11 protein-coding genes are annotated in these 13,060 nt (G+C 66.3%); 3 read left to right on the forward strand and 8 right to left on the reverse strand.

What is annotated here, in order from left to right; all coding sequences use genetic code 11:
• Positions 1-7 precede the first annotated feature (7 nt).
• Together tssK and tssJ are read right to left on the reverse strand one after the other, a co-directional pair.
• Positions 8-1,303: a type VI secretion system baseplate subunit TssK gene (gene tssK, locus AC1RL8_RS27265; protein ID WP_235926916.1), complete on the reverse strand. Its 1,296-nt coding sequence runs from the start codon at positions 1,301-1,303 to the stop codon at positions 8-10.
• A gap of 243 nt (positions 1,304-1,546) precedes the next feature.
• Positions 1,547-2,062, reverse strand: coding sequence for a type VI secretion system lipoprotein TssJ (tssJ, locus tag AC1RL8_RS27270; RefSeq protein WP_062473939.1), 516 nt, complete (start codon positions 2,060-2,062; stop codon positions 1,547-1,549).
• Between the two features lie 171 nt (positions 2,063-2,233).
• Between tssJ and AC1RL8_RS27275 the strand changes: the two genes are divergently transcribed.
• The 3 genes from AC1RL8_RS27275 to AC1RL8_RS27285 all read left to right on the forward strand — a co-directional run bounded on the left by AC1RL8_RS27275 (position 2,234) and on the right by AC1RL8_RS27285 (position 5,358).
• Positions 2,234-2,608, forward strand: a complete 375-nt coding sequence (locus AC1RL8_RS27275) for a TssQ family T6SS-associated lipoprotein (protein ID WP_223301458.1) — start codon at positions 2,234-2,236, stop codon at positions 2,606-2,608.
• Between the two features lie 64 nt (positions 2,609-2,672).
• Positions 2,673-4,571 (forward strand): type VI secretion system-associated FHA domain protein TagH, encoded by a 1,899-nt coding sequence (tagH, locus tag AC1RL8_RS27280; protein WP_492687223.1) that lies wholly within the window; start codon positions 2,673-2,675, stop codon positions 4,569-4,571.
• Positions 4,564-5,358, forward strand: coding sequence for a PP2C family protein-serine/threonine phosphatase (locus tag AC1RL8_RS27285; RefSeq protein WP_492687222.1), 795 nt, complete (start codon positions 4,564-4,566; stop codon positions 5,356-5,358). Before tagH ends, AC1RL8_RS27285 begins: the two co-directional genes overlap by 8 nt.
• Positions 5,359-5,370: 12 nt before the next feature.
• On the opposite strand, the gene AC1RL8_RS27290 is transcribed toward AC1RL8_RS27285, so the two are convergent.
• The 6 genes from AC1RL8_RS27290 to AC1RL8_RS27315 are packed head-to-tail and all read right to left on the reverse strand — an operon-like array spanning position 5,371 to position 13,056.
• Complete coding sequence (locus AC1RL8_RS27290; RefSeq protein ID WP_492687221.1) at positions 5,371-5,751, reverse strand: DUF4150 domain-containing protein; 381 nt, start codon at positions 5,749-5,751, stop codon at positions 5,371-5,373.
• Positions 5,752-5,766: 15 nt separating this feature from the next.
• Positions 5,767-6,411: a DUF3540 domain-containing protein gene (locus tag AC1RL8_RS27295; RefSeq protein ID WP_492687220.1), complete on the reverse strand. Its 645-nt coding sequence runs from the start codon at positions 6,409-6,411 to the stop codon at positions 5,767-5,769.
• A 53-nt stretch (positions 6,412-6,464) separates the two neighbouring features.
• Positions 6,465-7,517 carry a pentapeptide repeat-containing protein gene (locus tag AC1RL8_RS27300; protein ID WP_492687219.1) on the reverse strand — a complete coding sequence of 351 codons (1,053 nt, stop codon included), beginning with the start codon at positions 7,515-7,517 and terminating at the stop codon, positions 6,465-6,467.
• Entirely contained in the window at positions 7,514-10,225 is a 2,712-nt protein-coding gene (locus AC1RL8_RS27305; protein WP_492687218.1) for a DUF2169 family type VI secretion system accessory protein, read from the reverse strand. Before AC1RL8_RS27305 ends, AC1RL8_RS27300 begins: the two co-directional genes overlap by 4 nt.
• An 18-nt stretch (positions 10,226-10,243) precedes the next feature.
• Positions 10,244-10,675, reverse strand: coding sequence for a hypothetical protein (locus AC1RL8_RS27310; RefSeq protein ID WP_307696534.1), 432 nt, complete (start codon positions 10,673-10,675; stop codon positions 10,244-10,246).
• A gap of 11 nt (positions 10,676-10,686) precedes the next feature.
• Positions 10,687-13,056 (reverse strand): type VI secretion system Vgr family protein, encoded by a 2,370-nt coding sequence (locus tag AC1RL8_RS27315; protein ID WP_492687217.1) that lies wholly within the window; start codon positions 13,054-13,056, stop codon positions 10,687-10,689.
• Positions 13,057-13,060 lie beyond the last annotated feature (4 nt).

Genomic DNA, 13,060 nt, shown 5'->3' on the forward strand with positions numbered 1-13,060 from the left:
GGGTCCCTCACGGACGGATGGCCCAGAACTCCATGGCGAGCCCCGGAAAGTCGCCGGCCAGGTGCATGGCGACGCCGCCCGATTTCTCGAGCTGGCGCCACATGTCGCCGCCCTTGTCGAGTTCGAAGTAGTGGTAGCCCGCGTGGTACGGGATCTGGCGCGGCGCCACCGGCAGCGAGCGCACGACCACGCCGGGCAGCTGCAGCTGCACGAGGTCGCGGATGCGCTCGACCGAGCCGATCTTGACCTGCGTCGGAAAGCGCTGCTGCACGGCATCGGCCGGCAGGTCGGCATGCACCGCGAGCACGAAGGCCGCGTTGCGCACCAGCACCGGGTCGGGCATGCGGCCCACGCGCACGCCGTGGCTGCGCTCTTCGAGTTCGATGGCGATGGCGCTCTGCTCGAGCACCGCCGACAGCGAACGCCGCAGCTCTTCCATCAACGGGCGGATGCTCTCGTTGAGGTTGTCGTGGTCGTACACCGGCCACACCACCGGACGGCGCGTGGGCGAGGTGTGCGTGGCCAGGTCGCAGGCCAGCTTGAGCCAGTCGACAAACAGCGTCTCGGGGTGCACCTGCACCGCCTGCTGCGCATGCCAGGTGAGCGCGAGGTAGCGGTTGACCAGCTCCAGCAGCAGGAAGTCGGAGACCTCGCTCACGCCGCCGCGCCCCGGCTGCGACAGCCGCGAGGCCAATGCCTCGGAGCGCTGCGTGAGCAGGCCGTGCAGCTCGGCCGTCATGCTGCGCAGCATCGGGTGCGCCGAGGCATCGAGCACCGGCGGGATGTAGTTGGCATCGACCACCAGCTTGTGGTCGGTGCGCCGCTCGATCACGCGCACCGCACCGATGGCCTGCCACTCGGCCGTGAGCGACGACGCGCGCGCCAGCCGCAGGCGCGGCTTCGCCAGCTGCAGCACCGCGGGGCCGAGCGCCACCGCGTTGCCGTCGGCCACTTCGCGCTCGACCACGCCGAAGCGCGCGGCCGAGCCTTCGTCTTCCGAGAAGATCACCTCTTCGCTGCCGGGCCTGCGCAGCGGCAGTGCGAGCACGATGAGTTCGTCGGTGAGGTCGGTGGGTACGTCGAAGGGCATGGGTGCGTCTTCGAGGCCGAACGAGAACGGCGTGCCGTCGGGCAGCACGCCCGCGCCGCCGAGCAGCGACACGCGCCCGAGCGCGAAGGCATCGCGGTCGATGTCCAGGTGCAGCCATCCCCAGTAGGCACCCTGCATGCCCGCGGTGCGGCGAGTGACGTACTGCTCGACATAGCGCTCCATCTGCTGGAAGTGCTGGGGCCGCAGGTACATGCCTTCGGACCACACCACGCGATTCGCCAATGCCTGAGATTGGGCGCCCTGACCGGCTGCGCCCGCGTTGCGAACTGTCACCAAAGAACCTCCTGGAGTGCTCACACGGAGGCGGGAAATGCGCTGTACAGCGGCTCCCCGCTCGATCTTCTTTCGCGTCTGATGCTACACGGCGCCTCTTGCGTTTTGCATGCCTTTTCAGAGGCGAATGCGCCGCACTTTCGTATTAGCGCGCGTTGAAACTTAACGACTTGGTAGCAGTTCGAGGCCGCTCTTGCGCACCGCGATGCGCACGCTCTGCTCGCTCGGCGAAAACTGCCACACCTTGTAAAGATTCGTTTGTTTCGGCTCCTTCAACGGCAACACGATGCGCCACCGCGCCGCTTCCAGCTTGCGATAGCCGGCGATCACGCCGATGGCGCGCGAGTCGAGTCCGGCCTCGCGCTTGAACACGCGTTCCTCGCCGCTGCGCAAGATGGCCTGGTCCGCATTCACGAGCTCGGTCATGAGCGTCTCGCGGTCGCGGTCCTGCAGCGCGAAGTAGTCTGCCGTTTCAAAGTTGCCGGAAGATTTCAGTTCGAAGACCTTCACGAGAATCGGTGCGGCCTGGCCGCGACCATCGGGATTCACGCCGTCGTCGATGCGCACGGTGATGGCATACGGCGTGGGCATCGACTTCGCGGTCGATGCGCAACCAGCGAGGCCTGCGAGCAACGGCGATGTGGCCAATGCGCCTTGAATCAAGGTCCGTCGATGCATGAGATCTCCCTGAAAGCTTCGCGATCTATATTATCGAAACCATGCACGCGCACGGTGTGCATTGCGTGCTGTTGCATCGTGATGCAACAGCACGCCCTCTCTCACGCATTGCCTCTCGCGAAGTAGGAGAAAAGATTGAAGTCTTGCCTGCCTGTTCTGTCTTTTGCCTTCATGCTTGCGCTGTTGAGCGGCTGCCAGAGCACCCCGGATGCCTCACAGCAACCCGAACGCCTGAGCCAGCAAGTGGCACGCACCACGCTCGAACGCGCGCAGCAGGCCTACGATGCGGGCGACTACGCCAAGGCCATCTCCACCTTGAAGAGCGGCGGCGTGTCGGTGTTCGACGGGGCCGAGCCCGCGACGCGGCTCGCCGCACTCAAGCTCGAAGCCTTCAGCTACTGCGTGAACAACCAGATCGCGGAATGCCGCACGCAATTCCGCAAGCTCCTCGATGTGTTCCCGAGCTTCGACCTGAACGTCGCGGAACGCACCCACCCCGTGTGGGGCCCCGCGTTCGAGGCCGCGAAGAAGATGAAGCGCGGATGACACGCGGCCGGCCACGGCCGCGCCCGGGCACGCTCGCGCCCACCGCGACGAACATGGAGATGCCATGCGCTGGACAGTGATTGAACACGGCGGCATGCCCGTGGCCTCGGGGCCCTCGGCGCTGCTCGCCGCCCCGGGCGGCACCATCGGCCGCAGCCCCGACAACCACCTCGTGCTGCCCGACGAACACCGGCAGATCTCGCGCCTGCAGGCCACCGTGCGCTTCGACGACGACGGCGCCGCCGTGGTGCGCAACATGAGTGCGGTGCTGCCGATCAGCGTGAACGGACGCACGCTGCGCCACGAAGAAGAATCGCGCGTCGCGCTGGGCGACCGCGTGACCATCGGCAGCTACGTGCTCGAAGCCGCGAGTGCAAGCCAGGCACCTCCGCCTGCGATCGCCGAGGCGCCCATCACCGAGCCACTCACGGAGCCACCGGCCGCACCGATCACGGAGCCGCCGCTGTCGCAGTTGGTGTCTGCTCCGCCTGTGGCATCGAACCTCGCATCGGCCCCGTCGATCAGCGCGCTGCTGCCCACTGCAGCACCGGCCTCCGATGTCTTTGCGGACCTGTTCGGCGAAGGCGCTCTGCCGCTGGGCGATGCACCGCCCGAGACGACGGTCACGATGCCGACCTTCGCGCCGCCGCCGGTGAATGCGCCGGCCCCTGCGCCGCTGCCTGCACCGCCGCCACCGCCGCCTTTCTCTTCCTCTGCGGCAGCGCCTTCCACGACCACGCAGGTCTCCGCGCAGATGCCGTCGGCCGCTGACTGGGACGCCATCCTCGCGAACGCACCGCGCCGTGCCGATGATGCGGCGGCACCGATGCCCGACCCGCTGGCGCACGAGCCCTTCGCCCTGCCCTCGCAGGCGCAGCGCAACCCCGTCGATCCGCTCGCCGGGCTGGACCCGCAGGCGACGCAGGGGCTGTCGGACCTCGCGCTCAAGCGCAGCATGGACCCGCTCTCCTTCTTCGCCGAAGACCGCGATGCGCCCTCGCCGCTGTCCGACCCGCGCCCCACGGCGCTGACGCAGGACAACCCGCTCGACGACGTGCACCCGGCCATCGACCTGATCGCACGGCCGCCGGCCGCGTCCTCGGGCCACAGCCTCGCGAACCATGCGCGCGAGATGACCTCGCAGTTCAATCCGCCGCAGCCGGTGGCGGTTGCGCCATCGGTCGCCGTGCCGGAGCCTGTGGAAGAGGCTGCGCCTGTTGAAGAGGAGCCTGTCGTTGTCGCAGCGCCGGAGATTCCCGTCGCAGTGACCGAACCGGCCGTGCCTGAAGAAGCGCCGCCTGCCTTGCCAATCGCGGCAGTCGCTGCGCCAGCGCCGACCTCACCACGTTCACCCTCTTCCGGCGACGACCTGTTCAAGGCGTTTCTCGAAGGCGCCGGCGTGCCCGAGATCGCGGGCCAGCAGCCGCTCGATGCCGAGGCGATGCGCCACCTCGGCCGGCTGATGCGCGCCTTCACCGACGGCACCATCGAGCTGCTGTCGTCGCGCGCGATGCTCAAGCGCGAGGTGCGCGCCGAGATCACCATGATCGTGGATGAAGAGAACAACCCCTTCAAGATCCTGCCCAACGGCCGCGCCGTGCTGATGCAGATGTTCGGCGCGCGCATGCCCGGCTTTCTCACGCCCGAGGCCGCCGTGCACGATGCGCTGGGCGACCTGCAGTCGCACCAGCTCGGCATGGTCGCCGGCATGCGCGCCGCACTGCTCACGCTCTTGCATCGCTTCGATCCGGGCGGCCTCGACAAGGCCACGCCGCACGACGGCGGGCTCGGCGAGAAGTTTCTACCCGGCGGTCGCGAAGCGCGGCTGTGGCGCCAGCTGAAGCAGTTGCACGCCAGCACCACCGCCGCCGTCGAGGACGACTTCCAGGCCGTCTTCGGCCGCGCCTTCCAGCAGGCCTACGACCGCGAGATGGAACGCTTGAAGGAGGCGCGCCGTGCTTGAAGCCACCCACGCCTTCGCCGTGCCTATCTCGACCTCGCAGTTCTCGTGCGTGGGCGAACGCAGCGGCAACCAGGACGCCATCGGTTATCACCTGGACGAACGCAACGCCTGCTTCGTCGTGAGCGATGGCGTCGGCGGCCACGCGGGCGGCGAGCTGGCCTCGCGCATCGTGGTCGACACCGCGCTCAACACTTTTGTCGACCACCCGTCCGTCGCCGCCGACGACATCCGCCATGCGGTGAAGGAGGCCAACGACGCCGTGCTCGCCAAGCAGCGCGAGCTGGCCGACCAGAGCCGAATGAGCGCGACCATCGTCTCGCTGTTCGTCGACCGCGCCACCGGCGAAGCCTGCTGGGCCCACGTCGGCGACAGCCGCCTCTACTGGTTCCGCCGCGGCGCGCTGATGCAACGCACCGAAGACCACAGCCTGTCCGAACGCTCAGGCGAAGCCGCCGCGGGCCAGGGCGCGAATGGTGGCGAGCGCCTGGTGAAGAGCAACCTGCTGTACCGCGCGCTCGGCGCGCGTGCGACGGCGGAGACCTCGGTGTCGACGCCGCAGCGGCTGGCCGATGGCGATGCGTTTCTTCTGTGCACCGACGGGCTCTGGCAGCTCATCTCGCAGCAGGTGATGGAGCGATCGCTGCAGCTGGCCGACAGCGCGGAAGAGTGGCTCGCGCTGCTGCGCCGCGCGGCCGAGGCCAAGGCCGACAAGTCCCGCGACAACTACTCGGCGCTGGCGGTGTGGGTGGGGTCGCCGCAGCAGGTGACGCTGGCGGGGACGGCCTGAATCGACGCGCCCTCAGGGCGCCAGCATCAGCACCTTGAACTGGCTCGGCACGACGCGCATGCCGACGATGTTGCAACGGTTCTGCACCGTGATGCTGGTGACCCGCGTGGCCGGCGTGCCCTTGAGAAGCACGGTGAACGCGCCTGTCACATGACGCGATTGCTGCATGAACGTCTGCGACACGACGCCGCCCAGTGCCCCAGGCTGATCCCCCAGGGTGATGGGCGTGGTCGTCGCCATGTTGTGTGCCGGCATCGCCATGAAGAGGATGTTCCAGGCATTCGGAACAGCCATCGGCCCCATGGCCATGTTCGGGTATGGAATGGGCACCGGCGACTTGCAGACGTCGGGGAATGCCATGTCCATTCCCATGAGCTGACAGTTGGCAAACATCTGGTAGCTCCTCTCTCAGCCCATGTGGATCTGAGCCGCGTCCACCTTCACCAGCTCCTGGCCGGTGACCACCGTGTGGTGGCCATGAATGCGCACCGTCTCGCTGGCCTTGTAGTCCATGTGGCCCGCACGCACCTGGTCGACTTCATCCGTCAGGCGCAGCGTCTGACGCGCCATCTGCACGATGCGATCGGCCACGGTCTCGAATACCTTGCCGACCAGCCGGACGCTGCCGGCCGCGGCCTGCACGGAGCGCGTCACCAGCCGCAGTTCACCGATGTCGCACTCGCTCTCTTCGGTCTTGAGCACGAAGCGCTTGTCCGCGCGAAGGCTGAGCTCCGAGGCACTCGCGATGGTCACCCGGCCGTTGCCAGTCGACGCGAAGGTGACGTCGCCCGCCGCCTCGATGCAGCTTGACGACGCATCGGCCTGCTCGATCACGGCGATCAGGTAGGCCCGCGCGCTGTCGGGACCGGACACCAGCACGGTATCGCCGCTGGCCGGTTTGAGCAGGCAGCTCGCCGCGCGCCGGCAAACCCAGGCAGCACCCTGCTCGTCGTCGACGGTGACACGTCCATCCGGCAGCAATGCGGCGACCACCCCCTGGAAGTGAACCGGAGCCGTCAGCTTCGAGGCTTTGCGCAGTGAAACGACTGACATGAAGATCTCCTTGTTTCGATGAGTCAACAGTGGAACGGACAGGCCTGGCGGCATCAGCGCGGTGGATGGATCATCTCTTGCGCCTTGAACAGCTCCGGATCGTTTTCGATGATGCCGCCGCCTCCCGAGAAACGCGCCTCCGCGCGCGCGGCCCGATGAAAGCGGGTGCGCAGAAAACGCGCATTGCGCAGATCCGCGTGATGAAGTTCGGCGTAGGAAAAATCGGCATCCTGCAGGTCCGCGTCGCGAAAACTGGCACCCCTGGCCTGCACGCGATGGAACACGCTCAGCGGCAGGCGCGAGCGGCTGAAATCGGCACCTTCGAGTTGGGCGTCGGCCCAGATCGACTGATCGAAGATGGCATCGCTGCAATTCGCTTCACGCAGATCGGCCTCCGGGAACATCGTCTGGGCAGCATCCACTGCGCTGAAGTTCGCCTTGGTCAGCGTGGCGCCCTTGAAGTTGCTCTGGGTCAGCACGGCGCCGCTGAAATCGACACCTGCCATCGCGCTGTCGGTGAACTGGCAGCGCAGGAAGCTGGTGTGCGCCAAGCGCTGGCCTTCGAGATTGCACTCCATCAGGATCGAGCCATCGCATTGGGTCTGGGTGAACGCCACCGTGCGCAGATCCATGCGATAGAACATCAGGTGCAGCAGCTTCGCGCCACGGCAATCGAGCTGGTCGACCCGTGATTCGGTGACGACGACCTGATCGCAAATGCCGGGCTTCAACACCGCATGCCCGAGCTCGCATCTGACAAAAGCCACGCGCTCCATTTGCGCCTTCGCGAAATCCGCGTGAGCCAGCGAAGATTCGAAGAAGTTGGTGTCCAGCATGAACGCGCGGCCGAGTTGCGCGGCCTCCAACCGGCACCGAAACACGCGCACGTCTTTCAAGCTGGCCGCCGACAGGTCGGCTTGATCGAAGTTGCATTGCGCCAGCGAACTGTCGTCGAGGCAGGCGCCGTGCAGATTCGTCCCGCTCAGGTCGACGTGCTCCATCTGTGCCCCCGACAAGTCGACGCCGCTGAGGTCCTGACCCGCGAGACTCGCCTTGACCACCGGTTCGCCATGCCGGATCTTGTCCAGAAGTTCTTCGACTGTCATCGAACCGGCTCATTCCTTCGTGCGGGCAAGGTCTTGGCGCCCTGGGTGTAAGCGCCGATGAAGGTGGTCGAGCCGTCGATGGCGGCCTGCGACACGTCGGCTCGAAACAGATTGGCGTCCTGCAGGCTGGCAAAGCGCAGGTCGGCCTTGGAAAGATTGGCGTCGATGAGGTTGGCACCGCGCAACGAGGCTTCGCGCAAGTCCGCGCGAATGAACAGGCTCTCGCCGGCGTGCAATCCCTCCAGCCTCGCGCGCCGCAGGTCGCACTCGGAGAAGTCACAGCCGTCAAGGCGTGCCTTCGCGAGGTCGGCGCCAACCAGTATGGCGTCGCGCAGGCCGCACTGCTTGAGTGAAGCGGCGCAGAACACGGCCTGCACCAGGCTGCAGCCATGGACGAAGGAACAGGTGACGAGGCTGGCCTCGGTGAAGTCGACCCCCTCCTGCGCATCGACGGTGACGAAAGCACAGGCGTTCAGCGCAGCGCGGACGAAGGATATCCCCTTGAAGCTGCACTCGATCCAGCTCACCTGCTTGAACGCGGCGTTGTCGAATGCCATGTCTTCCAGTGCCAGCTTGACCATCGCCATCTGCTCCCAGTGCGAGCCGCGCGCATCGCAACGCACCCATTCGCTTTCGAACAGATCGGCTTGGTTGAACGCGGCCTTCGCCAGCACGCAGGAACGAAAAATGGTCTTGTTGCAACGCGTCTGCACGAAGCTCGCACCCGTGAAGTTCGCGCCTTCGCATTGCGCGCCACCCAGATTGGCCTCGTCCAGCCGCGCATCGGTGAGCGAAGCCCGGACCAGCCGCGCCCGCGCAAGCACCGCGCGCGTGAAGTTGCAGCCATCGAGCCGCGCGTCGCTGAAGTCGACGTCTTCGAGGTTCGCTTCCGTGAAGTCGGCACCGCGCAGATCCAGGCCCGAGAGGTTGGCGCCGACGAAGCTCATGCCTGCGAAACGACGCTCACCGCTGGCTGCGGCCTCAAGACGCCGACGCAGCCGCCTGGAGCGCAGGCTGCTGGCCGGCGGCGCCGGCTCGAGCAGGTGTGCGCCGTGGAGGTGCCCCATGCGCGCGCTGCGCCCGGCCTGCTCGCGCAGCCGTGCGCTTTCGGCGGCCTCGTCGGGTGTGAGGGGTGTTCGGCGCTCGCGCGCCGCGTCTTCCTCGAGGCGCGCGAGGTCACGCAGCAGGCGGTCCGGGTCGAATCGGCGCTGCACGGGCTTGCCGGTCCGCGCCGTGACCTCGGTCATGGCCTTGTCGATGCTCGCCTGGATCTCCCCCGACAGCTTGCGCGGATCCATCTGCGACAGCGGCGGGATATCGATATCGGGTTGGATGGCAGCGGGCATCCCCTGTGCGACGGCCTTGGCGCGGTCCTCGGCGCCGCGGGCAAGGGCCGCCTGGCGCATCTGCTCGAGGGCTTGATCGGCCTTCTCGGCGAAGTCGGGCAGATCGTCCATGGAGGCAGGTGGCTGCAAATCCGGTTCGGACAGGGGCGGCAGATGCTGCTCGGGATCCAGGCCCTGCGCCAGCAGTCGGGCGCGCAGGCGTTCGTGCTCGCGCCGCCGGCCTGCGTGCAGGTTGCGCACCAGCGGAAGCGAGGCGATATCGGGCATCTGGTCGCCTGCCCATGGCCCCATGATCGCCTTGGGGACCAGGTCGCTGTCGCGCAGGACCAGCACCGCCTTGGCTGGATCGATGCGCTGCTGCAGCACCTGTTGGTAGTGGGCGAGCGGCCGCGGCTGATCGCGCAACTCGAGCGCGGGCATGATGTGCTTGACGTCGGCCGCGTCATCTTCCGCGATGGGCGATGCACCGTGCCAGACCAGGATGACGCGCTCGGCGTGCGGGAAAAACCAGGCCGTGCTCAGGCGCAGCGAAATTTCCGACAGCGCGCCACCGTCTTTCTGAAAGCTGGCGAAGCAGCGCGCCTGCCAATCGGGCAGCTGGCCGCGCATCACCGGCTGCCGAGGGTGCATGTTCCACAGTTCGTAGGCGGCGCCCGGCGGCAGTTCGCGATGGCCGGGCAGGCGTTGGTCGGCAGGTGCGGCATTGAAGTAGCGCCAGTCCATGTCCTCGGCGAAACCCGGGTAGTCGTGCTGCAGCCATTGCTGGTCGTAGGCGCGCCCCATCAGCGCGAGCCGCTGCGGCCGATCGGGTGGTATGGCGCCGAAACCCGCAGGCACGATGCGCCGCCCGGGTGTGTCCTGACGCGCGCCGGGCAACTCGACATGGGGAAGTCGGCGCGTATGGACGCCGTTGATCGTTTCATCGAAGCTGCCGATGCCTTCCGGATTGTCGGGCTCGCCCGGGCCGCCATAGGCATGTGCCCAATCCAGCCTCAGGCGTTCGAAAGGCTGGGCAGGCGTCGCGCGGCCATCAAGCCAGTAGCGATCACCACTCACCAGCACTGACTTGGCCTGACCCTGGAAGACGGCCTGGGCCGCGCACAGTGTCTTGTCGTCCTGATGCGCCGTGTACGCATAGCCGCTGACCAGCCACTCCGGCTCGATCTTGGGCACGCCCAGGTCCAGCACGTTGCCGGGCCCGATTTCGTCGGCCGCCAGCTTCCAGAGATCCTGGTCGGGCATCAGCAAGGGCTCGGGCGCCAGGCTGGCCATCGCGAAGACCGAGACGCCCAGCAGGTCTTGCCGCTGCCGTCGGAAGGGCCGCGTGAGGATGCTCAGGCGAAAAGGCTTGATGGTCTTCATGGGGGCAGCGGACCTGCTTCAGCGCATCGGCTGGTCGATGGCGATCTCGCGCGAGACCGGGTCGAAGCGCAGCTTCACGGAGCGCCCCGGTGCGAAATCGGCGAGCTTCACCGGGCTGATCGGGGCGACCAGCTCCGTCTCGTAGGCAGGCAATCCGCCCTCCGGCTGTACCTGGAGCTTGAGCCGCACGAGGATATAGATGCGCTCGACCCGCATGGCCGTGTCATAGCTCTCGAGCACCCTCGCGACGGCCGGCTGGCCCGTACGAAGCACTCGCTCGGCGAGATCCGCACCCATCACGTGGCGGTTGACCACACGCTGCAGATGCACCACGCGCAAGACATAGCGCTTGGCCAGCGTGGTCAGCACGAACGGCAACAGCACGACGACAGCGATGGGGACAATCAGATACCAGTACTCAGTGAACCACATAGCGAAAAGATCCAACATGCGCCCCAGGCTCAGAGATAGACGGTGATGCCTCTGGGGTTCACCCTGACTTGGGAGTAGTCGACTTTTGACGCAGGGTTGTCTGTCGTGAAAAGTGTCCGGGTGGCGGTATAGAGGCCGATCGCACCGCTGGCGGAAAACATGTCGAACTTGTTGATGGCGCCCGTGATCGAGTAGGCGTTGAAGCCCAGGTTCTGGGCGGCGACGCTGATCACCCTCCCGTTCAGGAATACGGCAGCGCCATTGATGCTCACGTTGATCCCGGTGATCCCCATGTTGAAGCCCTTGAAGGCAATGCCCCAGTCCGTGAAGGTCACCTTCTTGGCCGACTTGTCCTCCACATGAGGGGCATCCAGGATGATCTTGGTCGGCGACTTGATCGTGATGTCTGCCTTGGTGCTTTCCAGGCGCATCGGGCCATCCGTTGTCGCCGTCAACGACGTGTCCGCATGCACCTTTTGCGCTCCCTTGACGAGATAGTCCTCGTCGCCCTTGACTGTCACCTTCTTGCCCTTGGTTTCTTCGGTATACAGACCGAGCACCGTGGTGTTCTGCGGGCCATCAATGTCTTCCTTGAGCGACGTACCGATGATTCGCTCTTCCCCTTTGTCTACCGTGTCCTTGCGCTTGCCGGTGACATGGATGGTCTGATTCCCGATGACATCGATCTGCTGGTTGCCGCCATCCACCTTGATGAACTGGTCGCCTCCGTTGACGGTGATCTTCTGCGGCCCGCCCTTATTGACCGTCAGGCTGTGCGGGCCGTTGACCGTCACATTGAGCGAGGTGTTGGTCGTGTAGGTGTCCGAACCTTCAATCACCGTCACGCGCGTGCCGTCCACGGTGTGTGTTTCATTGTTCTCGACGTTGAGGCTGTAATCCTTCTGCGCGTGCATCTTGATCGACTCGTTGCTGGGGTCGTCGTCGATCATGAAGTGATTGGCCAGCTCGCCATCGCCCTTGATCGTGCGGCTGATGAACCCGCTGACCGTCGCCTTCGCCGGCAATTCCAGCGGCGGCATCTGGTCCGCGTTGTAGACGCGCCCGATGATGATCGGCCGGTCGGGACACCCGGCAATGAAGTCGACGATCACCTCCTGCCCCACGCGCGGATGGTTCACGGCGCCGAAATTGGAGCCGGCCCACGCACTCGACACGCGCACCCAGCACGAGCTGTCTTCGTTGCGCTGGCCGTAGCGGTCCCAGCGGAACTGCACCTTCACGCGGCCGTACTTGTCGATCCAGATGTCTTCGCCGGGCGGCCCGACCACGGTGGCGGTCTGCGGGCCCTGGGTGCTCGGCACGCGCGTGATGCGGCGCGCGCGGAACGGGAACGAGGTGGGCTGCACGCCGAAATGAAAGCTGTACTCGCCCGGCATGCCGCCGCTGGCGTAGCCGCCTTCGCGCAGGCTGTACATCACCGAGACGACGAGGTACTCGCGGTTGTCCTCGTTGCGCGGTGCGTTCTGCATGGTGAAGCGGTAGCCGGGCGCCATGCCGCGCACGTTGGTGTGGCCGGTGTCGACCTCGGCCTGGGCCTGCGCTTCCTCGAGGCGGATGCGCGCGTAGTGCTCGCCCTGCCCCGCGTCGCTGTAGCCGCCCATCCACTCGTACATCTCGTAGCGGCCGTGGTCGTTGCCGCGCGGCTGGCTGCGCGTGTTGAGCAGGTCGGCCCTGGGCTTCTTGAAGTCGAAGTCGTCGACCACGTAGGTGCCGGGGCGGATCTCCTCGGTCACTTCCCACTGGTCGATCACTTCGCGGCCGGGGTCGGTGGCGCGGTCGCTCGCGAGGTAGCCGATCTTCGGGTAGCCGGGCAGCGTCTCGTGCGCGCTCATGTCGTCGGCCAGCACCAGCGTGTGCTGGTTCTTGTCGTGCTTGAAGTAGTAGTAGATGCCCTCATGCTCCATGAGGCGGCTCACGAAGGCGAAGTCGGTCTCCTGGTACTGCACGCAGTACTCCCACTGGCGGTACGAGGCGCTGAGCTTCTTCTCGAAGGCGAAGCCGTACTCGCCCAGCACGTCTTCAAGAATCTCGACCACCGACTTGTTCTGGAAGATCTTGCAGTCGCTGGTGCGCGTGAGGTACCACAGCCAGGGCCGCACCGAGGCGCGGTACACGGTGTAGCGCGAAGAGCCGCCCTCGCGCCCGATCATGGTGAAGCGCGTGATCTGGCCGTTGAGGTAGCGCGGCGTGCCGCTCAGCGTCTGGATCTCCAGCGCGAGCGGCTTGCCGAGCAGGCCCTTCATGTCGACCGAGGTGTTCGGGCTCAGCAGGTCGACCTCGAACTCGAACAGCTGCGACAGCCCTTCGCTGCCGTGCATCGAGCGGAACAGCAGCTGTTCTTCTCCGAGCGGGGTGTGGGCTTTGACGACTCTGTCCATGCGG

It is taken from the genome of Variovorax sp. GW822-FHT04E09 (assembly GCF_058800845.1).